Origin of the sequence: Reichenbachiella sp. MSK19-1 (genome assembly GCF_003590315.1) — a bacterium.
In the GTDB taxonomy this organism is placed as follows: domain Bacteria; phylum Bacteroidota; class Bacteroidia; order Cytophagales; family Cyclobacteriaceae; genus Reichenbachiella; species Reichenbachiella agariperforans.
In genome coordinates this window covers 1,825,840-1,851,801 of the sequence record NZ_MIER01000002.1, presented here as the reverse complement: position 1 = coordinate 1,851,801, position 25,962 = coordinate 1,825,840, and the positions used below count along the sequence as shown (strand labels likewise).

The window sequence follows — 25,962 nt, the reverse complement described above, 5'->3', positions numbered from 1 at the left end:
ATTTCGCTATGCATTAACACTATGGTTATGTCCAAAAAAGTTCTGGTTATCACATATTATTGGCCTCCTAGTGCTGGAGGAGGAGTACAGCGATGGCTCAAATTCGTTAAGTACTTGCCAGATTATGGTTGGGAGCCTATTGTATTCACGCCAGAAGATCCTGATTTTGGTATTCAAGATGAGTCCTTGGAGCTGGATGTACCCCATACGACTGAAGTAATACGGTTTCCCATCTGGGAGCCCACCCAAAAACTGAAGTCAGCCAAGACGAAGCAGGGAGTAGTCGCTAGCGATCAACAGTTGACCACTCTAGGCAAACTGATGATTTGGCTCAGAGGTAATTTGATCGTGCCTGACCCGAAACGTTTTTGGGTGAAGCCTTCAGTGGGATTCTTACAAAGTTATATAGAGCAGAACCAGATCGATGCTGTGGTTACCACAGGGCCTCCTCATAGTCTCCATTTGATTGGGTTGGAATTGAAGAAGAAAACAGGGATCAAATGGATTGCAGATTTTCGGGATCCATGGTCAGACTGGGATATACTGGATGAGCTAAAAACAAGTGCGGTGGTAAAGAAACTCCACCGTAGACTCGAACGTCAAGTGATGCGAATGGCAGACCGTGTACTGGCTTGTACGCCAGCCATGGCAGACCTCTTTCGCGCCAAGAATAATCAATATCGTGTAGAAATGATCACCAATGGAGTTGATGGACGAGATTTTTTAAACTATCAGTCCGATGCTTCGTCTTCTGGGAAGTTTATTATTAGTCACATGGGACTGCTCAATGACATGCGTGACCCGCGTGAGCTATGGGTTGCTTTGACTCAACTGTGCGCGGAGGAGCAAGGGTTTGCGGAAGACTTACAGGTTTTCCTATCCGGAATGATCAGCGATGGAGTACTCCAACAGTTGGAGAGTTCTAGCGAGTTGTCAAAGTGCCTGTGTTATGAAGAGTACTTGTCGCATGATCAGGTTGTCGAGCAGTACGAGCGGTCTGGTTTACTGTTGTTGCTCATGAATCAGTCTGATAATGCGGATTTGTTGATCCCTGGAAAGCTATTCGAATACCTGTATGCAGAGCGTGATGTATTGGCATTTGGGACTGAGCAGTCAGATGTGCATCAGATTTTGACTGATTCGGGATTGGAAGGTGTGGTGAATTACTCTAATCAAGAGCAAATCAAAACGCGGGTAAAGACTGCCTATCAGCGATACAAATCGGGTAGATTACATGTGCCTGTATCTAACAAAACGCAGTGGGAACGACGCAACTTGACACAAGGGCTAGCAAGCATACTCGATCAGATCACTGACTGATGATTGCATCGTGATTTATTGTCACCAAGGGAGTTTAGGTTTGATGCGTTTATTATAGATGCCATTGGCCTCAGGTGATATTCGCAAACCAAGGACAAGTACCCCTAAGGTAAATGTGATAATGCCTGAGCGAGCCATGAGATCTATATAGGTGTTGTAGCAGTAGGGTAGGGATAATCCCATAAACAGTACAACGCCAAATATCCCTAGCATTTTGAGTGTACTGATGGAAAAGGGAGTGATGTTCAGTTTCCATCTTAGGAAGGTCATTTTGACAAGGTTGAAGACTGAAATGGACAGCAATGTCGCCATAGCTGCCCCATCCATTCCATAGATGGGAATTAAATAACTGTTTAGTACGACCATGATCATAGACAGGCAAAAAATGGAGACTACATTGAATCGATAGTAGCGAGACATGACGATGATCTCGCTGTTGTTGGCAAAGGTCATGTCTATTAGTTTGGATATCCCGATGATGATGATGACGTTTCGCCCGAGGCTGTAGTCACTGCCGTTGGGCATGAGTGCGTAGATGTTGTCGAGGTTCGCTACGATCCCCACGAAAAACAGCGAAGCTATGATCATGAGGTTGATAGATAGCTGGCGGTGCATTTTTTGGACATCCGCAAGGCGATTATTTTCAAAAGCCTGTGAAATCAGTGGTGTAGTGATTTGTAGAATTGGGCGTTTCGATAGTTCGATCATCACTGCGAAATAGAAAGAGGTACTATAGATGCCATTTTCATCCAACCCCAATAGTGAGGTAACCATCACTTGATCGATGTTGAGGACAATGTACGCACCACTTGCCCCAATGATACTATACAGACTGAAGTTAGCCATGCGGTACATCAGCTCTCTACTGACGGAAGAGAACCGGAAGGAAAACCGCAGCTCACCCAAATACATCAGGTAGACGATCAGTGCCATGAGGCAAAATCCATAGATCAAAATAAGACCATACACTAAGGTGTCCAAATCAATCAGTTCATAGAAATAGAGTAGTACTGCTATCCCTGTGAGAATACGTAGTAGGATCTCTCTGATCAGGTTCATAGCAATGATCTTGAGTAGAATGCGGCTATAGGTTTCCACTAACGAGTAAATCGCAACGATAAATATAAGCGCAACAATGACAGGGATGTAGTTATTGACGAGTGGAGATTTGGTTTCGAATAGTGCCACGAAATCTGCTTTGAACAAGACGATACCAAGGCTCATGAGTATTGCGCCCAGTAGCGTACTCAAAGTGATCAGGCCGAGTAATTGCGGAAGACCGTTTTGCTGTTTTTTGATTTCGGGAGAAAACTTGAGTAAAGCCTGTGAGGTACCTAGCTGTACCAATGGGAGCAGCATGAAGGCGATGTTGGGCAGGACACGAATCAACCCTAGTTCTTCGGTAGATAGAAATGCGGGGAATAATAACACGGAGTTGACAAAGCCAATGAAGGCACCGAGGTAGGTGACGATTCCAGAAATACTGCTTTGCTTGATGACTACTCCCAAGGGGTTTGTTGTTTTGATGTGTGGGCACAATGATAATTATTACCGTCATATTTTAAGTAATTGCCTTGGGCAATTCGTAGCTTTATGCCTTCAATTAAAATCGTCGATTTGAACAATTCAGAGATAAAAAACAGTCTAAAACTGGCCGCTCAACTCATGGAGCTGCACGGGGAGAATCCATTCAAAACTAGATCGTACGTATCTGCTGCCGACGTGGTGGGAGGTTTGGACGCGGAGCTCAGTACGCTGAGTACCGACGAAATCCTCGCCATAGATGGTATTGGCAAAGGCATGGCCACCAATATTTCTGGTTTGCTAGAGCGAGGGTCGTTTGATAACCTCGACAAGTACATGGAAATGACACCAGCCGGAGTGGTTGAGATGTTGGGGATTTCGGGGTTTGGACCCAAAAAGGTCGCCGTTCTCTGGCAAGAGGGGGGAGCCGAAACCCTAGAGCAGCTCATGGAGCTTTGTCTCCAAGGCAAAGTCGCTAGTCTCAAGGGGTTTGCAGAAAAATCCCAAGAAACACTCAAGGCCGCAGTGGCGTTTTTGATTTCGAATCAATACAAAGAAAAATATGGGAACATCGATCAAGCGATCGCAAATTTGGTGTCAGCGATAGATGGACTCAAGGAAGTACAGTCTTGTTCCGAATCGGGACAGATGCGTCGCAGGATGGAAGTCATCGACTTGGTGGAGATCGTCGTGGCGGCAGAGGATCTCGATGCGCTACGTGCTTCACTCAATGCCCTACAGGTATTGAGTGAAGAAGAAAAAAAATCAGGACCTACGACATGGTATGGTCGTCATGTTGGGATCAAAGCCCCTCTCAAACTACACTTGACGAGTCCGGACAAGTTCGTCCAGAGGCTGGTCGAGACGACTGGGTCTGTTCGTCACATCAATATGCCCATCGCGGATCAAGTAACAATCAAATCGTCTTTGATTAGGCCTTTCGAAAGTGAAGAAGAGTTGTATCAATCGTTGGGAATGAAGTATATCGTACCCGAATTGAGAGAAGGCTTGAAGGAAATAGAATGGGCCAAAAATGACCAAATCCCTGCGTTGATTGAGATGTCAGATCTCAAGGGGATATTGCACAACCACTCGACCTACAGTGACGGCAAACACACGCTGCGCCAGATGGCAGAGCACTGCCGGCAGTTGGGGTATGAGTATCTGGGGATTTCGGATCACAGCCAGACAGCGGTCTATGCTGGAGGCCTTCAGGATGCTGATGTAGCGCGCCAGCAGGAGGAAATCAAACAACTCAACGAGGAGTTGGCTCCTTTCAAGATTTTTTCGGGGATCGAGTCGGATATCTTGGCAGATGGCTCGCTCGATTACTCGGAGGAGATTTTGTCGTCATTTGATTTCATCGTGGCGTCTGTACACTCAGGCCTCAATATGGATGTTAAAAAGGCTACCGATCGTTTGCTCAAAGCCATATATAATCCACACACGACTATTCTCGGTCACATGACAGGTCGCTTGCTGGTGCAGCGCGAAGGCTATCCTGTCGATCACAAAGCCATCATTGAAGCTTGTGCAGAGACAAGAGTGGTCATAGAGATCAATGCGAGTCCCTATCGCTTGGACATGGATTGGCGATGGATCGACTATGCCTTGGAAAAGGGTGTCAAACTGAGCATCAATCCCGATGCACACCGCATGGATGGCTACCAAGACATGTACTACGGGCTGCAAGTGGCACGTAAAGGTGGATTGACGGCCAAAGACAACCTCAACAGCATGAGTTTGCCTGAGATTACGGCCTTTTTTGAGCAGAAGAAAAAGAAGAAGTAAACATGGTAGGGCAGTCCATCAAGCGACTCATCATCGTACGTCATGCCAAGTCAAGCTGGGACGATGCTAGCCTCACGGATCACGACCGGCCATTGGCCAAACGTGGGATGCGGGATGCTCCAAGGATGGCGGAGTATCTCTGTAGATACCTGGATCGTCCTGACATGGTGCTGACGAGTACGGCTATACGCGCGCGGCAGACAGCAGATTACTTTACCCAAGCACTGGGTACGCTGCCTCATCAGGTACGAGAGACGAGTGCACTGTTTCATGCAGGGCCGAGCGAGATATCAGCCGTGTTGTCCCAGTTGCCCCCTAGTACCCAATCCGTCATGCTCTTTGGACATAATCCGGGCTTTACCGATTTTGTCAACCAACTGACCGCAGAAAACATAGAGAATATTCCCACATGTGGGGTAGCTGTGATTAGTTTGCAGCTTGGTGACTGGCAGGATGTCCGTAGTGCAACCGGACAGCTAGAACACTATTTTTATCCAAAAGGAATTTGAAACATCAATAATTTTAGGAGATGACTTACGTACCCAATACCAACCGATACGACAAGATGAAATATCGCCGATGTGGCGATTCAGGTCTGTTTTTGCCCGAGATATCACTCGGGCTATGGCACAACTTTGGTCATGTAGATGACTATGAAAACTGCCGTGAAATGCTCAAGTTCGCCTTTGATCAAGGTATTACACATTTTGATTTGGCCAACAACTATGGCCCCCCTCCAGGGTCGGCCGAAGAGAACTTTGGAAAGATACTCAAGCAGGATTTTGGTGGCTTGAGGGATGAAATGGTTATTTCGTCCAAGGCAGGCTATACGATGTGGGACGGCCCCTATGGTGACTGGGGCAGCCGCAAGTATATCATCTCGTCTTGCGATCAGTCGCTCAAGCGCATGGGACTAGAGTATGTCGATATCTTCTATACCCATCGCCCTGATCCCGAGACACCAGTGGAGGAGACGGCGCTGGCATTGGATCAGTTGGTGAAGCAAGGCAAGGCACTCTATGTAGGGATCTCTAACTACAAACCCCAGCAGACAGAGGCTATAGAGAAAATTTTCAAAGAATTGCGCACGCCATTTATCATTCATCAACCTCGCTATTCGATGTTTGATCGATGGGTAGAGGATGGGTTGCTGGAGACCTTGAAGAAGCTCGGTAAGGGGACAATCGTATTTTCACCTTTGGCGCAAGGAATGCTGACAGATCGCTACCTAGATGGGATACCGAAGGATTCGCGTGCCGCACGTGAGACAGGACATCTACAGCAGGATGCAGTCACTGAGGAGAAAATCAATCAAGTTAGAAAATTGAAAATACTGGCCGACGAACGTGGACAGTCTATCGCGCAGATGGCGATTGCTTGGTTGCTGAGACATGAGGTGGTGACCTCTGTCCTGCTCGGAGCGAGCAGTGTTCGTCAGCTCCAGCAGAACTTGGATACGGTAGAGAACACGGCCTTCACGGCAGACGAACTGGCTAAGATTGAAGAGATACTGAAGTAATCTTTATGAAGAATAGGTCATACTAACTCACACACCCCTAGTTGTTTCGGATTTTTATCCAGAAACAACTAGGGGTGTGTGAGTTAGTTGTTACTGCTTGGATACTTTGACTACAATCGCAATGTAGTATTATTTCAAATCCCATCTTTTCGATTTTAGTTTTTACTTTAAATCCCCTAGTATTACTTAGCAGAGCTAAAATCAAAAGAGAAGCAACTTGAAGAAGATATTATTAGTAGAAGATGATAACCATGTGTGCTCTTTTATCAACAAAGGATTGATAGAGGAGGGATATGAAGTCACGGTGGCGATGGATGGTCAGCAGGGACTGGAGCTAGCGATAGCATCGACTTATGACCTGATCATCTTGGATGTGATGCTCCCGACGATGAACGGTATCGATGTTTGCAAGGGTATTCGTGCGAGTAAGATGGAGGTGCCGATCTTGTTTTTGACGGCACTGGGTAGTACCGAAAATGTTGTGATGGGGCTAGACTCAGGAGGGGATGATTATTTGGCTAAGCCATTTAAGTTTATGGAGCTGCTGGCGCGTATGCGTACCTTGCTCAGACGGAGACAAAAGGTTTCGGAATCTGCACAAGAGACTGTCTATCAGTTTTCAGACTTGACAATTAACGACGACACTAAGGTCGTACAGCGCAACGGAGTGGACGTTTCTCTTACCTCTACTGAATATAAACTGTTACTGATGTTCGTGCAGAACCCTCGTCGGGTGCTGTCTAGAATATCTATTATGGAGCAAGTGTGGGGTGTAGATTTTGATTTGGGAACCAATGTGGTAGATGTCTATGTCAACTACCTGCGCAAGAAAATAGAAAAGCACAACAGTGACCGTATCATCCATACCGTGATCGGTATGGGGTATGTACTAAAGGAGGCCGAATGAAAACTCAGAACAAAATAATCTTTGTGCTAATAGGGGTGTTTGTGGGGTATACCATAATCTTCAGTGTCTTTATTTATTATAACATCTCGAATTATGCTTTTGCGGATTTTTATAAGCGACTAGAGATACGTGCGATCACTACGGCTAAGTTTCAACTGGAGGAGAAAGAGGATGCAGAGGTCATTCGTGAACTGAGACAAGAGCATTTAGAAACGCTACAGGATGAGAAAATAAATTTATACCCACTCTCTAGTGATAGAAGCTGGAAAGCCATAGACGGGATAGAGGAATATAACTCAGGGTTCGTGGAAGAGGTAGTAACAAGTGGAACAGCTACTTTCAACGACCAAAAGACTTTTTACTATGGTGTGGTTTATAGATCAAGTGATCAGAAAGATTACCTTGTTTTGATTTCAGCGGAGAACTATTTTATCACCCACCATATCTCGTATTTTCGCAATTTGCTATTCATTTCATTGGGTGTTGCTTTTTTGATTATCCTTTTGATTTCCTTTCTATTCTCGCGCAAGATCATAGAACCCATCAATCAGATTATTCATCGTGTCAATGAAATCAGTACAGGTAATCTACACAAGCGCCTCCCAGAGCAATCAGATAATGATGACGCGATTAGCAAGTTGACCCGCACGTTCAACGATATGCTAAATCGTTTAGAGACCTCATTTGAAAGCCAAAAGAATTTTATCAGTAATGCCTCTCATGAACTCAATACACCGTTGACGTCTATCATAGGAGAGGCAGACGTAGCACTAAGCAAATTAAGAGAGCCAGCCTACTATATAGAGACATTGATGACGATCCTAGAGGATGCCGAAAAGTTGAGTAAAAAGACAAGTGCTCTGCTTTTACTGGCACAGACGGGCTTTGATGGGAAGAAACAGAAGTTTGAGAAATTACGTGTCGATCAGTTGATCATGGATGTGAAAGGTACTGTCGAAAAGATCAACCCAAAGAATCAAGTTCAGATTGATTTTGGTCTACTACCAGAGAACCCAAGCTTGCTCAAGATTGATGCGATCGAACCGTTGATGCATTTGGCTATGTCCAATCTGATAATCAATGGGTGTAAATATTCTAACCATAAACCTGTCCAAGTGGCTTTCGGGGTGACCGATACGCAAGTAATAATACTGGTCAAAGATCAAGGGATAGGGATACCTCAGAACGAACTTCAGTTTATATATGACCCTTATTTCCGAGCTTCTAATACTAAAAATCACGAAGGATATGGGATAGGGCTTCCACTAGCCCGCAACATAATTAGAATGCACAAGGGGCAATTGTACGTCTCTTCTGAGACGGGTAAAGGAACAGTGGCTAGGGTAGTGATTCCCATTGGTTCATAGCTCTAATCTTATCTTAATCTCGTACTTATTTCATCTTAATGCTTGACCCCTAGATTTGTTTTTATCAAAGTGGAACAAAGCGTTTAGCAGATGAAAAAAAGAATACTTATCGTAACGGACTTTACCGTTCGTTCACTGAATCTACTCAAAGAAGCCTTGACGACAAGTCATACGAAAGGTGAGACCGTGGACGTAGTGCTCGTACATGGTATATTCTTACCAGACTCATCAATAGACTTACTTTTCTATTCCAAACGTACCTTGATTAAGGAACTGACTGGTTCAGAATTCACGTCAGCTTGTCATTTGATTAAAAACAAGTACCAATCTACTTTAAACATCATGACGACTGATTTGTTCTCTGGTTTGAGCCAGCGGTCATTTGATGAATACCTCGTCAAAGAGCAGATCGATGAGATCTATATGGGGTCGTGGAAATCAAAGTCATGTCATTCGCGCAGTTTTGATCTGAACACATTTGTTCGAAATACGAATAAGGTCAATAAAATCATCGTGAAGCTGGATTCAGAACCCAGCACAACAGTAGACGCTTACCAAGATATGGTAGAGTTGTTTTTTTCTCGTGGACACGTTGTTCCTTCAACTGATAACTAAAAATAGATATGAAAATTGGAATTATTTATACAGCAGGTTTTATGGCGATGATCGGACTAGTATGTTTCGCATTTGCTAATGCGACTACCCCAGGTACGCATTTAATCGGTCAGTGGCAAGAGGTTTCGTGGACCTATGAGAAATTGGATTATATGGACGAGCATAGCTCAGTAATCTCTTCAGAAATTGATCGCCAGATGAAGCACGAAATCAGTGAGGATTTGGTGATTCATGAAGCAGAGATATGGGAGTTTAGTCCTGAAGGAGGGGTAAAACTACATAGCAGTAAAGGAAACGAACGTCATATGAATTGGAGGCTTAAGGGCAGAGGAAATATTCTTAAGTTCATTGATGAAAAAAATCCAGCAGAGCATTATCAAATCAAAGTGCTGACAGAAGACAAGCTAGAAATACATTTTAGCACAGATATAGGAGCCCGTGGGGTAGTGAAGATGACTTTTAACAAGATAGGGGAACAGTATGCTGAAAAGATTTAGTAATGACCGAGCACTAAGTGACAATATCAAATTAGGTGTGTTAACTGCCATCTCGGCAGGTATGGTCAACGTGATATCGGTGACATTGTTTTTTGCATTTACCTCTAACGTGACGGGGCACTACGCCATCCTAGCGGAGGAGATCGCTAAGGGAAACTGGTATCAGGCGGGGGTAGTGGGGACTTGGATTTTGCTGTTCTTCTTCGGGAGCTTTATGGCCAATTTCATTGTCATCAATGTCAATCGTATCAATGCCTATCTGGCACATGCGCTACCTCTAGTTTTGGAAATTATATGTCTATTGATCGTGGGGAGCTATATACAGTTTTTCTACAAAGAGACTTTGTTAGAAACTGAGGTAATGGTAGGCTTTATGCTTTTTGCGATGGGAATCCAAAATGGTTTGACGGCTAGTATTTCCAACTTTGCAGTGAAAACCACTCACCTTACAGGCTTGACGACAGATTTAGGTATATTGTTTTCCATGTTTACGCAGCATGAGTTTCGTGCGAATCAGCAGTTAAGAGACAAGGCAAAAATACAGGTGTCTATCATGGTGTCTTATATGGTAGGAGGGATTAGTGCTGGGTATATCTATTTACAGGTTTCATACAATGTGTTCTACATCGTGTGTCTCTTCCTGTTGTTTATCATAGGGTATGATTATTACCAACTTCGCTTGACCTCTTTGGCCAAAAAGCGGGCTTAATCGGTTTGGTAAAGTTAAGTCAGTACCTAGTATAGAGATTTAGATTGCTGAAGAATAAGGGAATCATTATCTTCGTTTTACGTGGATTTTAACCCTTTTTTAATTTGATTCGATTATTAATTCTTCTTGTTCTTATTGGTTCTAGTGATCTAGTATTTGGACAAAAAAATCATCGAGTGACTATTTTGTCTAGTGAGATCACCATCGCAGGGAGTACAAATGTCAACTCATTTGAATGTGGGTTAGAGCAGAATGCAGGACATGATGTGTTAAAAGTAGATAGCAGATGGACTACTTCTCAACTCAATTTTGAAGGGCTAGAGTTGAATTATAAAGTAGTTGATTTTGACTGTGGAATGCAGGTGATGAATCAGGACTTTAGAGAGATCTTGCATGCCGATCAGTATCCTCGCCTCGTCCTCAAGGTTCAAAGCATTCAAATTCCAAATACCAACAAGGAGATAGAACGGTTGCACGTTTATTCCAATGTTATTGTTCAGATAGCTGGTGAGAGACGTCAGTTTATTGTCAAGGATGGAAGAGTGATTAACAAATCTGAGAATGAATTGATTTTTGAAGGGAGCCGTCTCATGAAAATCAGTGACTTTGGGATAGAGCCACCTACGAAGTATATGGGTATGGTGAAGGTAAATGATGAAATTACGATTCAGTTTTCTATCCGAATGCGCGTTGATACTCTAAAAGAGTAATGGATGCTTATGATTAGCGTTTTTTAAGGTCTTCTAATTCCTTTTTGAATCCACTCGAAATAATGGGGAATCTACACCAAGTCTTAGGGTCTACATTGAAATCATCTAAGTGGAACGAAGGTGCCAACCGCTCACGTTTCCATTGATTGATCGACCACAGTCTATGGAATTTGGCGATGTAGCCTTTTAGTAGTTCTTTGTCTATTTTCAGCTGGTCTATCAGTACGTCAAATACTTGGATAGGCGATTGCCTTTGGAATATCGCCAGTCGTTCGATCGCTACCATGATCGCGTAGGGCATCAAATCATCCTCGTCCGTTTGTGAATACGCTTTGGGTCTCAACTCGGCAGTAGGAGTCAGGTTGTTGACGTACTGGAGTCCAGTGTATCCGAGTTCTTTTTCGGCATACTGTAGCCATTGGAGGATGAACGCCTTGTCTACTCCTGCTATAGGTGCTAGACTCCCGCTGGTATCTCCATCCATGGTTGTATAGCCTACATCTCCTTCACTCCGGTTGGAGGTTGTGAGCAAAATTTTGTTTTCTATGTTGGCGATCATCCAGATCAGTGGTGATCTAGTTCTCGCCTGGATGTTTTGGAGTGCGATATCATCTGTGTCCCAAGACAGTTTCCTTCCTATTGCTTCTTCGGCGATCTGGTGGGCGGCTTCCACTGACGAATCTATGGTCCATGATCTGAATGTTGCACCCAATGATCCTGCTAGGTTTTTGGCGGATGCCAAAGTCTCATTGGATGAGTTATCTGTTCCTTGGTAGGCTGTGAACAACACCTTTTCGGTGATTTGCTCCGCAGCAGTGTGCGGGTTGTTTGCCTCATAGCTTCCCTCTGCTATATGCAGTTTGGTAGCCAGTGTATGTATCCCTAATTCTGCTATACCGACTCGTATCATGTGCGCGACGAGTATGGCAATGGATGAAGAGTCGGCCCCACCACTCAGTGATAGCACATAGCCCTTGATAAAGGTCTTTTGCATGTAATCAAACAGTGCCAATGCACCTGCCTGAGCAAACTCTTCATTAGGGGTAGAGAAGTCCTCGTCTAGCTGAGGTAGATAGTCAGGATCAATGGTATTAATATCGAAGTATCGTAGTTGGTAGTCTGAAAAGGAGAGACGTCTGTTTTTGAGTAAAAACTGATCATTGTGCGCCAGCAGAATGTCTCCATCATATACTACACGACCAGATTCATTGCCCAATTGATTGACATAAAGGTAGTAACAGTCAAACTCGGAACTACTACTTTGGACGAGATGATCTCTCAACTGTTTCTTGTTGAATGAAAAATGACTGGCACTCGGATTGAGTATAAGGTCAATATTTTTTTCTTTCAGGCGTTGTGCGGGTCTGTCTTTGCTCCAGGCATCTTCACATATTTCAAAACCTACCTGAAGCCCGCTGATGTCAAACGTAATGTCACCAATGGGGTAGTCATTTTCTTGAATACTGATGGTTTTACTTGTGTTCTTAGGCCAAGGGCTAAACCATCTTTTCTCATAGTGTATGCCATCGTTGGCTAGTGCTTGTTTGGCGTAGAAACCTTGAATCTGTTGGTCTTTGATTACGCAGCATGTGTTGTAGGTCTGTCCTTCTAGTATGAGTGGCAACCCGACTACCACGGTGATGTCATAGCAGTGATCTAGCAGTTTTAAGAGTTGAGAAAGGGCTTCTTCTAAGACCCACTCCGCTAAGAATAAATCTTGGCAGCCATAGGAGGTGATACATAGCTCGGGTAGGCACAGCAGATCAACTTGATTGTTTCTGGCATCATCTATGGCCGTTTTGATGTGGTCTATGTTACCTTTCCAATCTATGGGGGTTTGGTTGAGGCAAGCACCGCCGATTCTCATTTGCGTCATGGGCTGACTGGTTTATTCGATTTTGAGTACTTGGCAGCATTTTTCGGCAGCTGCTTGTTCAGCTTTTTTCTTGCTGAGTCCATAGCCTGTACTGATTTCTTTTTTGCCGACGAAAAGCTTTGCTTCAAATTTTTTGAAGTGCTTTTGACTGTCTAGTTCTACTACTTCGAAGGATAGCTTTTTATTTTCCTTCTGTGACCATTCGATCACTTTACTCTTGAAATTTGTATCGGTACTAATCACCATGTCAATATCTACATGAGGAATGATTAGTTTTTTGAGGATGAAATTTTTGGTGAATTGATGTCCTTTGTCTAGATATACTGCACCGACTAGCGCTTCTAGTGCATCACCATAGATGGATTTGAAGGATTGTTTGTTACCCTTCAGGTGGCCGTTGTATTCTAAAATTTCCTCTAGGCCTATTTTTTTTGAGAGTTGATTGAGGTTCTCACGGTTGACGATACGAGACCGTACTTCAGTGAGGAACCCTTCGTCTTTGAAGGGATACTTGTTGAATAGATACTCTGCCACGACAACACCGAGCACAGCATCCCCTAGGTACTCTAAGCGCTCGTTAGACTCCAAGAAACCCTTGCGTTTCTCCTGTGCAGCAGACGTGTGTCTCATGGCTAAGTAATACAAATCAATATTGGAGGGACTTCCTCCAATGATTCGTTTTACATAGTTAGAATAACTGCGATTCTTAGATTTTTTAAATAGAAACAGATTAGTTCAACTTTAGTTATCAACTATTACCCTTCAAATTTACGGAATATGATAGACGTATTGTGTCCACCAAATCCAAATGTGTTGCTCAAGGCAACTTTAATATCTCTATTTTGGGCTTTGTTGAATGTAAAGTTTAGCTTGGCATCAAATGCTTCATCATCAGTGAAGTGGTTGATGGTCGGCGGGGCTACTTGGTTCTGGATCGCCATGATACATGCTGCAGCTTCGATGGCTCCAGCGGCACCTAATAAGTGACCTGTCATCGACTTGGTCGAAGATATGTTGAGGTCATAAGCATGCGCTCCAAATACGTTTTTGATTGCCGAAGATTCGCTCAAGTCTCCTAGTGGAGTAGAGGTCCCGTGCACGTTGATATAGTCCACTTCTTCGGGCGATATGTTGGCATCTTTGATGGCATTTTTCATCACATTGGTAGCACCTATTCCCTCTGGGTGAGGGGCGGTCATGTGGTGAGCATCTGCAGACATACCACCACCGATCAACTCGGCATATATTTTTGCACCTCTTGCCTTGGCATGCTCTAGTTCTTCTAGAATCAAACAAGCGGCACCTTCTCCTAGGACAAATCCATCTCTGTCTTTGTCGAAAGGTCTTGATGCAGTTTCTGGAGAATCATTTCTCTCGGACAATGCTTTCATGGCATTGAACCCGCCGACTCCTGATTCGGTCACTGCTGCTTCTGATCCACCTGAGATAAACATATCAGCCATGCCTAGTCTAATATAATTAAAGGAGTCCAGTAGTGCATTGGTACCAGAGGCACATGCACTCACCGTAGTGAAATTCGGTCCACGGAAACCGTATTTGATTGAGATCATGCCTGGTGCAATGTCTGCAATCATTTTAGGGATGAAAAATGGGTTGTACTTAGGTGTGCCATCTCCTGCAGCGAAGTTCATTACTTCGTCTTGGAAGGTTTTTAGTCCACCGATACCAGCTCCCCAGATCACACCAGCTCTATCTACGTCTATCTTGTCCAAGTCGATTCCAGAATCCTGCACTGCTTGTTCTGCCACGATATGGGCATACTGAGTGAATGGATCCATCTTGCGTGCTTCTTTTCTGTCAAAATGATCCAATGGATCATAATTCTTGATTTCGCATGCAAATCGTGTTTTGAATTTTTCTGCGTCGAAACGCGTGATAGGCGCAGCGCCGCTTACACCAGTAGATAATCCCTGCCAATATTCGTCAGGATTGTTACCTATTGGTGTAAGAGCTCCAAGGCCGGTAACTACAACTCGCTTTAATTGCATCTTTGTGAGTTCCCTATTTAGGTATAATTAAAAATTACTTTGCGTTCTCTTCCAAGTATGTGATAGCCTGACCAACAGTACCGATGTTTTCAGCTTGATCGTCTGGAATAGAGATGTTGAATTCTTTTTCGAATTCCATAATTAACTCTACTGTGTCTAGTGAGTCTGCACCAAGATCGTTCGTGAAGCTTGCTTCAGCATTAACTTCAGACTCCTCTACGCCTAACTTGTCGATAATAATTGATTTTACTTTTTGTGCTATATCAGACATTATTATTGTTTTTTGGTTTAAAAATCTGTGCAAAGAAATGAATTAAAAGCATTAATGCCAAACAAATTTATTCAATCTTAAAACGCTCTATTTGTGGCAATGCAGGGGTGTTTGTAACTCCCCTATAATGAGTTGCTTAAGAGCGTTGATTGTGAATGGCGTTTCAGTCTTAATTATGCAATTGAGGAATTAAAGGTTGAAAAGCAGACCGTTAAAAGGATAGATGGTCAATGTGCCGATTAGAATTTTACTAAACGTAAAATTTTAATCTAATAGGGTTAAGAACGTAAGCTATTGTAGGTCTTCAGTTCCAAAAAAAAAGCCCAAACCCCTTTTAGCTATAATGCTTTTTCCTGTCAGCCGTAATCCCGATGTAAATTAGGTGGGTATACACTTATTATATAAGGTGTGCTGGAAATAAAGTCCTCGGGTGAAGTAAAGTGTAGATAGTCTCAAAGGTCTGTTTATGATGGCTGTCTAGTTTTTAGCCGTTGGTTTCCATTAGTTTACGCGGAAGAAATGGCTAAATCCATCTAATAGGTCATTAGCAAACATGATGCTTGTAGAACTGTGTATTCTTAAGTCAAGAGTTAGAAACCTACGATGATCCATTGGGGCGTGGAGATGCTTTAGTCTGAGACGAGGGAATGAGATGTGCCATCTTTTGCGTGTTGGCCTATGATATTTGCTGTCTTTTTGCTTTCTTGAAATGTCCTTGCTTGAGGTCATAGAGTATATTGTGAGGATGAATAATTTGTATCGATAAGATTGAAGAGTATTGTTGTTCTATAATAATTGTCTATAATTGATTTAATACTGAATGGAAGTATTGGTTTTGTTTTATAAAAGTCGATATTTGCAGTTCGAAATTTTTAAACCATAAACTTTAAAACAAATCGCTAAACAAAGATATCAGAGAAGGGGTTTTCGAGGTAGAGTAGAAGAGCCCTATAAAGTAAATGATAAAATAACCGCTCGAGAAGTTAGAGTCGTGGGTGAAAATGTAACCGTGGACGTGTATTCGTTGAACGAGGCATTGAAGCTTGCTAAAGAGCAAGGTCTGGATCTTGTTGAGATTTCTCCAAAAGCTGAGCCTCCTGTTTGTAAAATAACGGATTATTCTAAATTCAAGTACGAACAAAAGAAGAAGCAAAAGGAGATCAAATCAAAAGCGCACAAAGCAGTTTTGAAGGAAATCCGATTCGGTCCTAACACGGATGATCATGACTTTCAGTTCAAATTGAAACATGCCGTTAAGTTCTTGGAAGAAGGCGCTAAAGTGAAAGCTTATGTTCACTTTGTGGGTAGAACCATTGTCTTTAAGGAAAGAGGGGAAATTTTGTTATTGAAATTTGCGCAAGCTCTAGAAGAGTACGCCAAGGTGGAGCAGTTGCCTAAGCTAGAAGGAAAGAGAATGTTCCTGATGCTGTCACCTAAAGCTTTAAAGAAGAAATAAATAGTAAATAAATAAAATGCCAAAAGTTAAAACTAAAGCTGGAGCGAAGAAGCGTTTCAAATTGACAGGCAGTGGTAAGATCAAAAGAAAGCACGCTTTCAAAAGCCACATCCTGACCAAGAAGGAAACGAAGCAGAAGAGAAATTTGACAAAAATGGGTCAAGTCCATAAGTCAGATGTCAACAATGTTAAAGACATGCTTCATATTTAATCACGCCTAGGGCGAGATTAGGTTCAAATTTTCACCAGATGATTGGTACTAAGTTCGGTTTAATCACTGACGCCAATAATCAAAAAAGTTAAAAATTATGCCAAGATCGGTAAACACAGTAGCGAGTAGAGCTCGTAGAAGAAAGGTTCTGAAGTTAGCCAAGGGTTACTTCGGAAGAAGAAAAAATGTATGGACAGTTGCCAAAAATGCCGTTGAGAAAGGTTTAGGCTACTCATACAGAGATAGAAAAGTAAAGAAAAGAGAGTTTAGAAAGTTGTGGATTCAGAGAATCAACGCAGGTGCAAGAGAGCACGGTCTTTCTTATTCTCAGTTTATGGGTAAAGTTTCGGCTGCTCAGATTGAATTGAATAGAAAAGTATTGGCTGATTTAGCAATGAATCACCCAGAAGCTTTCAAAGCAGTTGTTGATCAAATCAAATAATCGACAACTCATATAATATCAAGAACCTCGGTCAATGGCTGGGGTTTTTTTTATGTCCAGATTTTGATCATCTTCGTGTGAAACGGATCACCCTGTATTTCTGGGGGAGAGGTAGTAGATCACTTCGTTATTCAAGATTCATTGTGCGAAATTCGTGATTGTTTATTTTATGAAATAATCACCTATTATGAGTCTTTGAGGTAATATTTAAATGATTAAAATAATGAATCTCGAATGCTCAATGTCGAATATTGATTTTTATCCCCAGAAATACCTACTGATCCTGTGAAACTGCCACTGATCTAGTTTTAGTCTGTGTTTTAGAGATGCTCAGATTGCTTCGTTTTTCAAAATTTAGCATTTTGAAATCTGTCTGACATGTGATGATTTTTCCATTTTGTGCTTTTGCAAAGCGAGCTCAATTATGTATAGCATTTTTAATGTGATTCGGTAATGAGCCAGCTTAATATAAGTGAGGCAAACGGATTATTTCACTAAGTCTACCTATCCACTGGTTAAGTCAACCAATCTTTCGCTGAGGGACTCTCTTTAGGGTTTGGGTTGTCGGTGTTGGAGGTAGAGTTCGGGAATGAGGGGGATGTCTCCTTGTTTGGCCTCTGTGATCAGTTCGCCCAGTTCAAAATCAAAGGATTTTTCCTTCTGTATTACTTTACCAGATTCCATTTTGCAGTGGGTGGGGCAGATGTTCCATCGATTGGCTGCTGCGTTGATGAGCATAGCGCGTGTGGTGGCACTGAGGGCTAGGATGGCTTGGGTACAGGCTGTACTGGAGTGGCAGGTCGCATAGTCTCTAACGAGGGTGACTTGATCGAGTGGGATACGGAGTTGCTGTGAGACGAGTTGGGAGACGGCAGGGAGGTCATGTTTGCTGTACAGGGTAGCTTGACTCTGGGGAGTGATGGCTAGGAGAGCGATACACTGTGCTGCCTCCGTGAGCGTATCGATCTGTACTACGCGTCGACCTGAGAAGCCAGCATCTGTTTTGATACCGATCACAAATTCTCGGTTGGGGTCTAGTGAAGGTTTCATAGTATAGTAGAATCGTTTAATTATAGGATGCTCCGTCTATAGACTTAGTTGCATGTCTCGTGGTTTTTTGTCTAGGATCAAGGGTAGAAACGTCAGGTCAAACGACAAACCAGAGCTGCCCAATTCATAGTGCCTGTTATTTGGTACAATCACTCAGATATTTGTTTTCGGAGAATCTATTCAGCCATGTTTTGTATAATATTACGACTTGAAAATTTTCAATTCCAGTTTCATCTCATGAAGAAATTCGATCTTAAAAAGGATATCCTTCCTCACCTCATCGCTGTATTGGTGTTTTTGATAGTTACGGTGGTTTTTTATGCCCCAGTATTTTTTGACAACAAAGAACTGCCTCAGCACGATATCACCCAGTGGGAGGGTAGTGCGCAGGAGTTAACGTCTTTCAGAGACCAAACAGGGGAAGAGGGCCTGTGGACCAATTCGATGTTTGGCGGGATGCCAGGTTACCTGATCAATGTAGAGTTCTCGGGTGAGTTGACCAAAGATATACATCAGGTGCTGAGTCTGTTTCTTCCTCACCCGACGGGGATTATTCTCATTGCATTTCTATCCTGCTACATCATGTTGCTCGTCTTCGGGGTACGTCCTTGGATTGCGATAGCAGGGGCTTTGGCTTTTGGTTTGACCTCTTTCAATATTATTTCTATCGGAGCGGGACACAACTCGAAAGTCACTGCGGTAGCTTATATGCCTTTGGTGATCGCTGGAGTGTATGCAGCCTTTCATCAGAAGCGCCTCATGGGTTTTGTTTTGACGGCATTAGGACTGGCGCTGCAGTTGCGTGTCAATCACCTACAGATTACCTATTATTTGATGCTGATGGTGTTGGTTTTTGGTTTGTTTCAATTGATTCAGAGTGTAAAAGAGAAGACGCTGCCTGAGTTTGCCAAGACGGTGGGCTTGCTGTTGGTAGCGGTACTGATCGCAGTAGGAGCTAACTTTGGACGTTTATGGACGATCATGGAATACAGTCCATACTCCATGCGAGGCAAGTCAGAACTGACCGTAGATGGAGTGAATGAAAAGAGTGGGTTAGAAAAAGATTATGCATTTCAGTACAGCAATGGCATCATGGAGCCTTTGGTGCTCTTTATTCCGAATTTCTTTGGTGGTACTGCGCAGGAAGATCTCGGCAAGAACTCTAACCTAGAGCAAGCTTTGAAAAAACAAGGTGCGAGTCGCCAGCAGATCCAACAGTCTGTTCAAGCCGCACCTGCCTACTGGGGCGATCAGCCACTCACGGCACCTTATTACGCCGGAGCGATCGTGGTGTTTTTGTTTGTACTTAGTTTGTTGGTTTTGGATCGAAAATATACCCGATGGGTGGCGGTACTGGTGATTCTGTCTATCGTGCTCAGTTGGGGAGATAACTTTGAGACCTTCAACTATCTGATCTTTGATTACTTGCCAGGCTACAACAAGTTTCGGTCAGTAACCTTCGTGATCATCATCGCGATTTTAACGATGGTGTTGTCGGGTTTCATGGGATTGGAAAAAGTACTCTCCGAGGAGTGGGATCAGGCGATGCAAAAGAAATTTATACTCTCGGTAGCCATAGCAGGTGGTTTTGCGCTACTGGCAGCACTGTTGGCAGGGATGGGGTCTTATCGTGGCGCGATAGATGAGCGGTTGGCTTCTTATCCAGCGTGGTATCTAGAGGCACTGCGTGCGGATCGTGCCTCACTTTTGCGTGTGGATGCGTTTCGAACTTTGTTTTTCGTCATCGCTGCTGCGGCTGTGATTTGGCTATCCCAAAAGCAAAAACTATCCAAAGGACTGGCTTATGGTCTGATCATCGCCTTAGTTTTGATAGACATGTTCGGCGTTGCGAAGCGCTATCTCAACGGGGACAGTTTTGCCAGAAAAGCAGGTAAAGGCGAATGGGCTATGAGCGAGGCAGACAAGCGTATCCTGCAGGACAGCGATCCTGATTACCGTGTACTCAACCTCATGAACCCATTCAATGATGCCAAGACATCTTACTATCATAAATCTATCGGGGGCTACCATGGAGCTAAGATGCGTCGCTATCAGGATTTGGTAGAAACGAGTCTGTCACCGGAGCTGTCTCAGGTGATCCAAGATTTGCAGGCTGGTAAGTTCAACTTTGAACAAGCACAGGTGCTCAATATGCTCAATACCAAGTATTTCAAAGCAGGAGAGGAAGCACGCGCTGTGATTCCTAATCCAGCCGCTAATGGCAATGCGTGGTTTGTCAAAGAGGTCGTGGAGGTGAACAATGCCGATGATGAGTTGATGACTATGATGTCTCTAGAAACAAAGACGGAAGCTGTAGTAGATATGGCAAAGTTTGAGTTGGGTACGATAGCCTATGACTCAGCGGCACAGGTGATGCTGACAGCGTATGCACCGAATCGTCTGGTGTATCAGTCGAGCAGTCGTGCTGATGGACTAGCAGTGTTCTCAGAGATCTACTATCCTGTAGGTTGGGCCGCGACCATAGATGGTGAAGAAGTGAGTATCCTTCGAGCCAACTATGTACTGCGTGCACTCGAAGTGCCAGCAGGGACGCACGAGATCATATTTGAGTTCAAGCCAGAGTCCTACTATACGGGTAACACCATCACTTGGATTTTTAATGTCCTTTTGGTCATTGGATGCTTGGCTTTTGTGGGGGTGAGTTTTAGGGAGGAGAAATAGAACGATTCTATGCGAATAGGGATGATATTGGATACGGATTTTCCCCCAGATCCTCGGGTAGAAAATGAGGCCGTGACGCTGATCGAGGCGGGCTTTGAGGTGTATCTTTTTTGTTTGGATTACAAGGGGGGGGCTCAACCTGCCGAAGAGATCAAAGGGATACAGGTCAGGCGTTTTTACTGTGGTAGTTGGGTGTACAAGTTGTCAGCATGGGCTTATACGTTTCCATTTTATCATTGGATACTTAAACGATGGATCGCTGCTTTTTTATCAGACAATCCCGTAGATGCTATCCATATACATGATATTCAAATAGCCCGATCAGTTTTTAATCTCAAGTTGGATATCCCAGTGGTATTGGATCTTCATGAGAATAGACCAGAGATCATGAAGTTCTACGGGCATTTACAGAAGTTTCCTGGCAAGCAAACTATTTTTCCGTCCGAGTGGGGAAAGTATGAAAGTAAGTACATCCAGATGGCAGATCGCACGGTGGTTGTGACAGAGGAGGCCAAGGAGTATTATATCAAAAAACTGGGATTGTCACCTGATCAGTTGATCGTTGTACCCAATACAGTGCGGGCAGTGTTTGAAAAAGAAGCGAAGCATGATGCCACGATTGTGGATCGTTTGGCGAATAAATTTGTCATCTTGTATGTCGGAGATACAGGACTGAGGAGGGGGCTATTGACAGCAATAGAGGCTATGCCTGAGTTGTCGAAACATATTCCTGATGTCAAACTCGTGATCGTGGGGAGCAATAAAACCGACGGGGTTTTGAAAGCCAAGGTAGAGGAGCTACGAGTTCATGATTATGTGGATTTTGAAGGCTGGCAGGACTTTACTTTGTTTCAGTCTTATATCGCGGTGAGTGATGTCTGCATTAGCCCATTGCATAGAAACGTTCATCACGATACGACCTATGCTAATAAGATTTTCCAGTATATGGCCTTTGCCAAGCCGCTGATTGTTAGTGATTGTTTGGCACAGGAGACGGTGATTCGTCGTGCCAACAGTGGTTTGGTATATCAGGCTGAGTCTGTGGAGGACTATCAGCAGCAGGTTTTGAAGCTTTACGAGGATACTGATCTACGTCAGGAACTGGGAGCGAACGGAAAGGCTTTTGTCAGTCAGGACTACAACTGGGAGCGAACTTCTCAGGAGTTAATTAAGTACTACAATCAAATAGAAACAGATGTCATTTGATCAAAAATACAGCAAAACGCACCAGATAAGGTTCGCGCGTACGCTTTCATTTCTAAAGCGCAGTGTTATAGCACCAGCCAAGATCTTAGATTTGGGACCAGGAAACCCGTTTGGGGAAATCATGAAAGAAGAGGGCTTTGATGTGACGAATACTGCGCTAGGCGTAGACCTTGATTTGGATTATGATGTCGTCAAAGATGAGCAATATGATGTGGTGACAGCTTTTGAAATATTCAAACACATGGTTGCTCCGTTTAATTTGCTACGAGAGATTAAAGCAGATAAGTTGATTGCTTCGATACCACTCAAGCTTTGGTTCGCTAATGCCTATTGGAATGAAAAAGATCCTTGGGATAGGCACTACCATGAGTTCGAACCCCGGCAGTTTGATATGTTGTAGGAGAAGGCTGGCTGGAAAATAGTAGCTGCTGAAAAATGGATCACACCGATATATAAAATCGGTGTGAGACCTCTATTGAGAAGATTTACACCGAGATATTATATTGTATCCTGCGAGCGTATTGGTTAGTTATAAGTTTGAGTCGTTGACTGTCGTAGAGTCTATTCCGGTTTTACATCTCCATGTCAGATCTTCAGCGGGTTCGAATATGTTTTCTATCATGGTTTTGCGCATAGTATTAGTTCAATAAAAAAGCCCAATTGTGCGACACAATTGGGCTTAATAAAAATTATGCGTTCAGTTTAAAAACAGTCGCCTGCAGTAGGGGCTTGTTCTGGCGTAAGTGAAGAGTTATCACCAAAGGTGTTACAATAGATGACACTCGAAGTGTCCCAGCCCGACAAGTCTTGACTGAAAGCCGACGCGTTGTAAAACATATATTGCATATTCGTGACTTTGCTAACGTCCCATGCAGAAATGTCTTGATTAAATTTATAGGCTGATAAAAACATATTACTCATAGTGGTGACATGGCTGACGTCCCATTGATCAAGGGGTTGGTTAAAATTGGTTGCTCCAGCAAAAACATAACTCATTTGCGCGATGTTGCTTACATCCCAGTGGTTTAGAGAGGCTTCTAGTGCGTAGGCATTGTCAAACATAAAGTCCATCTCGGTTACTTGAGAAAGGTCTGGAGCATCCGTGGCAGATATATCTAGCAGACCACAATACCTAAAGGCAGAGACCATAGACTTCCATTCTATATTTCCCCATTGTTGGACATCCTTTATTTTGTTTCGATCATCTCCTGATTTGTTGAAGTAGATCGCTGGAAAAACTCCTGTAATAGAGACGGTGTAAGTGCCAGCAGTAGCGTACTCATGGTCAATATTTCCTGTTACATTGTCATCTTGAGTATCATCTCCCCATGTGATTGTGTAGTTGTAGTCATAGCTAGGATGCGTAGGGATGGTAATGATATCATTTGCAATGGTGATTTCCCACGAAGTAATGAAGGGTATATCCCCTGTAATTTTGATTACATCAAAAGAGAAGTCCGCTGAAACTGTTAGGTCGCCATCAGTTATTTGTACGCCAATCGTGTGACTTGTCGCCACAGCATAATCTAGGCTTTTGCCAGTGGCTAGACTTATTTCACCACCAGCGTTAATTTCAAATAGGCTATTGGGATTGCTACTTAAAGAGAAAGTAATGTTATCTCCATCAGGATCAGATGCCACGATAGTCCCAATAACCACATCATCCGCTATGCCTTCAGAGACATCATCTAAATCGCTAGCATCCGAAAATGCTGGTGCTTTGTTTACATTAGTCACCGTAATGGTTACTTCTGCTACAGAAAAGAGTTCTCCGTCACTTACCATCACTTCTATGACGTAGACCGTAGTAGATTCAACCTCAAATCTTTGACCTAGTGCAATACTTAGTATGCCTGTAGTACTGATCTCAAATAAGTCCGCATCATCATTGGTGACTATGCTAAAAGAGAGTTCGTCTTCCTCAGGATCTATCGCATTGACGATACCAATGATGTCCCCAGCGGCCAATTCCTCAGACACATTGAAAGATTGCGCATCGATTGTAGGAGCTTCGTTTTGCTTTTGATTTTCATCATCATTACAGCTTGTAAGTGTCAAGAATAGTGAGAGGGATAATGTAGATAGATATAGTATTGTTTTCATTGTTATCAATATTTGTTGTTTCCAACAAAGCTAGGTTAGCTACTATAGCCATATCGGTCGCTTGTTTATTCGCAGCGGTCTATTGATAATTCGTTATTAACTATTCCATATTGGTATCTGTGACTTAGTGGGGAAAACGAGATATACACGCTATCAGCATTGTTGTGTGAGCGTTTTGATAATACCTCTTCGACAGGTTAAAACTTAACTCCATCATGATTCCTTGAACTAAATGGAGTTAAGTATACGGCCATTACTTATAGGCTCCAGCCGAATAATTTAGCTCGTATGAGTGCGAGTATATTTCAAATACGTTTCCAAATGGATCCTCTACATAGCACATACGGAATGGCTTTTCACCAGGGTAATATTCTCTGATAGGCATTCTTTGTTTTCCTCCAGCAGCTATTATTTTCTCAATTAACCCCTCTACATCAGGATCTTGAACAGAAAAATGAAACAAGCCAGTTTTAAAAGGTTCAAAAGTAGGTTTTAAGTCTTTGCTGACGGGGAACTCAAATAATTCGATACCGATTCTGTCTCCTGTCGATAGATGAGCGATCTTAAAGGTCTCCCAATCATCACCAAATACATCAATGCACATCACACCGATGGCAGTTTCATTCTCTTTCTTAATCAGGGTAGGTTCCATGATTACATAAAAACCCATTACTTCTGTATAAAATTTAACAGCAGCCTCAAGGTCAGGAACTGTAATGCCAATATGCGAAAAGGTTCTAGGGTATGTTTTTACAGATTCATCTAAGTTACTCATAGTATTATTAGTTTGTGAATAGCCCAAAGTTGGACACATCAATATGTTAACCAACTAATGCAAATATTGTTTTTATTATCTATTGTTTTTTGTATAAAATAAGAGTGTAATGGGTTGGTTAACAATAGGATATATTAGGTGCATATAGTTACATAGATGTGTGTTATAGTGGGGTTTAACGAATTATGTATGAAAAGTTTAGTGATATTAAACTTTATGAGGGTGTCAGTTTTTAGTAACTACTAAAACAAAAAAAGCCACTCGGTAGAAGTGGCGTTAGATGAAATATCGTTTTGATTTTTGGCCTTAGTGTTGGTGTCCGCCTTCGCCGTGTACATGACCGTGATCTAGTTCTTCGGCAGTAGCTTCTCTCACTTCGATAACCTCTCCTGCGAAGTAAAGGTCAACACCAGCCATCGGGTGGTTAAAGTCCATTTTGACACTTTCTTCGCCGATTTCAAGCACGAGACCTTGCATAGGATTGCCTTCTTGGTCGTTCATCGGTAGGAAAGTTCCGACTTGTACCGCGTCTGCAATTTTGCCGTCTTCGCCTTGGAAGATGTTGATCGGTAGGTCTACGATCGCATCAGGGTTAGGCTCGCCGTATCCTTCTTCGCTTTTGATACCAAATTCGAATGTTGCACCGACTTCTTTGTCGATGAGGTTTTCTTCGAATTGGGGTAGGACTTGGTTCGCTCCGAAAAGGAATACGAATGGCTCTTTGTTGTCTACTTCTTGTATGGTTTCACCTTCTTTGTTGCTTTCTCTGAGGTGATAGGTGATAGATACCACCGAATTTTTTGAAATCTTCATGCCGCGAAGTTAGGAGCTTTATCTTCAATATGCAGAAAAAACGGGGATTTGTGTCCTAGATTACAAAATGGGTGTTTTACCTACGCCTTCTGGTACATCTCTTGTTATA

At 43.1% G+C, this 25,962-nt stretch carries 25 protein-coding genes; 16 read left to right on the top strand and 9 right to left on the bottom strand.

Translation table 11 applies throughout. The features are described from left to right. The first annotated feature begins 27 nt into the window (after positions 1–27). A complete protein-coding gene (locus BGP76_RS07600; protein WP_158584126.1) occupies positions 28–1,320 on the top strand; it encodes a glycosyltransferase in 1,293 nt (430 codons plus the stop codon). Positions 1,321–1,341: 21 nt separating this feature from the next. Here the strand turns inward: BGP76_RS07600 and BGP76_RS07595 are convergent, their stop codons facing one another. Then, a complete protein-coding gene (locus tag BGP76_RS07595; protein WP_158584124.1) occupies positions 1,342–2,829 on the bottom strand; it encodes a lipopolysaccharide biosynthesis protein in 1,488 nt (495 codons plus the stop codon). A gap of 84 nt (positions 2,830–2,913) precedes the next feature. On the opposite strand from BGP76_RS07595, the gene BGP76_RS07590 reads away from it, so the two are divergent. The 9 genes from BGP76_RS07590 to BGP76_RS07550 all read left to right on the top strand — a co-directional run bounded on the left by BGP76_RS07590 (position 2,914) and on the right by BGP76_RS07550 (position 10,959). Then, positions 2,914–4,635 (top strand): DNA polymerase/3'-5' exonuclease PolX, encoded by a 1,722-nt coding sequence (locus tag BGP76_RS07590; protein WP_119844167.1) that lies wholly within the window; start codon positions 2,914–2,916, stop codon positions 4,633–4,635. A 2-nt stretch (positions 4,636–4,637) separates the two neighbouring features. Beyond that, positions 4,638–5,144 (top strand): histidine phosphatase family protein, encoded by a 507-nt coding sequence (locus BGP76_RS07585; RefSeq protein ID WP_119844166.1) that lies wholly within the window; start codon positions 4,638–4,640, stop codon positions 5,142–5,144. A gap of 20 nt (positions 5,145–5,164) precedes the next feature. Further along, positions 5,165–6,154 carry an L-glyceraldehyde 3-phosphate reductase gene (gene mgrA / locus BGP76_RS07580; RefSeq protein ID WP_119844165.1) on the top strand — a complete coding sequence of 330 codons (990 nt, stop codon included), beginning with the start codon at positions 5,165–5,167 and terminating at the stop codon, positions 6,152–6,154. A gap of 217 nt (positions 6,155–6,371) precedes the next feature. Beyond that, positions 6,372–7,061 (top strand): response regulator transcription factor, encoded by a 690-nt coding sequence (locus BGP76_RS07575; RefSeq protein WP_073123506.1) that lies wholly within the window; start codon positions 6,372–6,374, stop codon positions 7,059–7,061. Beyond that, a complete protein-coding gene (locus BGP76_RS07570) occupies positions 7,058–8,428 on the top strand; it encodes a HAMP domain-containing sensor histidine kinase (protein WP_119844164.1) in 1,371 nt (456 codons plus the stop codon). The genes BGP76_RS07575 and BGP76_RS07570 overlap by 4 nt, the downstream gene beginning before the upstream one ends. Positions 8,429–8,518: 90 nt before the next feature. Next, entirely contained in the window at positions 8,519–9,043 is a 525-nt protein-coding gene (locus BGP76_RS07565) for a hypothetical protein (protein WP_073123502.1), read from the top strand. 8 nt (positions 9,044–9,051) lie between these two features. Next, positions 9,052–9,540, top strand: a complete 489-nt coding sequence (locus BGP76_RS07560; protein ID WP_147407407.1) for a hypothetical protein — start codon at positions 9,052–9,054, stop codon at positions 9,538–9,540. Next, positions 9,524–10,249: a YoaK family protein gene (locus tag BGP76_RS07555; RefSeq protein WP_073123498.1), complete on the top strand. Its 726-nt coding sequence runs from the start codon at positions 9,524–9,526 to the stop codon at positions 10,247–10,249. Before BGP76_RS07560 ends, BGP76_RS07555 begins: the two co-directional genes overlap by 17 nt. Before the next feature lie 176 nt (positions 10,250–10,425). After that, positions 10,426–10,959: a hypothetical protein gene (locus BGP76_RS07550; RefSeq protein WP_147407406.1), complete on the top strand. Its 534-nt coding sequence runs from the start codon at positions 10,426–10,428 to the stop codon at positions 10,957–10,959. Positions 10,960–10,972: 13 nt separating this feature from the next. Here BGP76_RS07550 and nadE read toward each other — a convergent pair whose 3' ends face one another. The 4 genes from nadE to BGP76_RS07530 are packed head-to-tail and all read right to left on the bottom strand — an operon-like array spanning position 10,973 to position 15,115. Further along, positions 10,973–12,835 (bottom strand): NAD(+) synthase, encoded by a 1,863-nt coding sequence (gene nadE / locus BGP76_RS07545; RefSeq protein WP_119844161.1) that lies wholly within the window; start codon positions 12,833–12,835, stop codon positions 10,973–10,975. A gap of 12 nt (positions 12,836–12,847) precedes the next feature. After that, a complete protein-coding gene (gene rnc, locus BGP76_RS07540; RefSeq protein WP_073123492.1) occupies positions 12,848–13,564 on the bottom strand; it encodes a ribonuclease III in 717 nt (238 codons plus the stop codon). 26 nt (positions 13,565–13,590) lie between these two features. Further along, on the bottom strand, positions 13,591–14,844 hold the full coding sequence (gene fabF, locus BGP76_RS07535; protein ID WP_073123490.1) for a beta-ketoacyl-ACP synthase II: 1,254 nt from the start codon (positions 14,842–14,844) through the stop codon (positions 13,591–13,593). Positions 14,845–14,878: 34 nt separating this feature from the next. Then, complete coding sequence (locus BGP76_RS07530) at positions 14,879–15,115, bottom strand: acyl carrier protein (protein WP_073123488.1); 237 nt, start codon at positions 15,113–15,115, stop codon at positions 14,879–14,881. A gap of 895 nt (positions 15,116–16,010) precedes the next feature. Here BGP76_RS07530 and infC point away from each other — a divergent pair. The 3 genes from infC to rplT all read left to right on the top strand — a co-directional run bounded on the left by infC (position 16,011) and on the right by rplT (position 17,224). Then, positions 16,011–16,571 carry a translation initiation factor IF-3 gene (infC, locus tag BGP76_RS07525; RefSeq protein ID WP_073123486.1) on the top strand — a complete coding sequence of 187 codons (561 nt, stop codon included), beginning with the start codon at positions 16,011–16,013 and terminating at the stop codon, positions 16,569–16,571. Positions 16,572–16,587: 16 nt separating this feature from the next. Then, entirely contained in the window at positions 16,588–16,782 is a 195-nt protein-coding gene (rpmI, locus tag BGP76_RS07520) for a 50S ribosomal protein L35 (RefSeq protein ID WP_073123484.1), read from the top strand. 97 nt (positions 16,783–16,879) lie between these two features. Then, on the top strand, positions 16,880–17,224 hold the full coding sequence (gene rplT, locus BGP76_RS07515) for a 50S ribosomal protein L20 (RefSeq protein ID WP_073123482.1): 345 nt from the start codon (positions 16,880–16,882) through the stop codon (positions 17,222–17,224). Between the two features lie 549 nt (positions 17,225–17,773). On the opposite strand, the gene BGP76_RS07510 is transcribed toward rplT, so the two are convergent. Then, entirely contained in the window at positions 17,774–18,274 is a 501-nt protein-coding gene (locus BGP76_RS07510; RefSeq protein ID WP_119844159.1) for a hypothetical protein, read from the bottom strand. Positions 18,275–18,511: 237 nt separating this feature from the next. Here BGP76_RS07510 and BGP76_RS07505 point away from each other — a divergent pair, with 237 nt between their 5' ends. From BGP76_RS07505 to BGP76_RS07495, 3 genes are read left to right on the top strand one after another with little or no spacing between them, the layout of a single operon-like run. Next, positions 18,512–20,956 carry a YfhO family protein gene (locus BGP76_RS07505; protein ID WP_158584122.1) on the top strand — a complete coding sequence of 815 codons (2,445 nt, stop codon included), beginning with the start codon at positions 18,512–18,514 and terminating at the stop codon, positions 20,954–20,956. 9 nt (positions 20,957–20,965) lie between these two features. Next, a complete protein-coding gene (locus tag BGP76_RS07500; protein ID WP_119844157.1) occupies positions 20,966–22,162 on the top strand; it encodes a glycosyltransferase family 4 protein in 1,197 nt (398 codons plus the stop codon). Continuing rightward, a complete protein-coding gene (locus tag BGP76_RS07495) occupies positions 22,152–22,562 on the top strand; it encodes a bifunctional 2-polyprenyl-6-hydroxyphenol methylase/3-demethylubiquinol 3-O-methyltransferase UbiG (protein WP_221409855.1) in 411 nt (136 codons plus the stop codon). The genes BGP76_RS07500 and BGP76_RS07495 overlap by 11 nt, the downstream gene beginning before the upstream one ends. Before the next feature lie 302 nt (positions 22,563–22,864). Here BGP76_RS07495 and BGP76_RS07490 read toward each other — a convergent pair whose 3' ends face one another. The 3 genes from BGP76_RS07490 to BGP76_RS07480 all read right to left on the bottom strand — a co-directional run bounded on the left by BGP76_RS07490 (position 22,865) and on the right by BGP76_RS07480 (position 25,853). Continuing rightward, positions 22,865–24,265 carry a BspA family leucine-rich repeat surface protein gene (locus BGP76_RS07490; protein ID WP_119844156.1) on the bottom strand — a complete coding sequence of 467 codons (1,401 nt, stop codon included), beginning with the start codon at positions 24,263–24,265 and terminating at the stop codon, positions 22,865–22,867. Between the two features lie 253 nt (positions 24,266–24,518). Beyond that, positions 24,519–25,040, bottom strand: coding sequence for a lactoylglutathione lyase family protein (locus BGP76_RS07485; protein ID WP_073123471.1), 522 nt, complete (start codon positions 25,038–25,040; stop codon positions 24,519–24,521). A 306-nt stretch (positions 25,041–25,346) separates the two neighbouring features. After that, complete coding sequence (locus BGP76_RS07480) at positions 25,347–25,853, bottom strand: peptidylprolyl isomerase (protein ID WP_073123469.1); 507 nt, start codon at positions 25,851–25,853, stop codon at positions 25,347–25,349. Positions 25,854–25,962 lie beyond the last annotated feature (109 nt).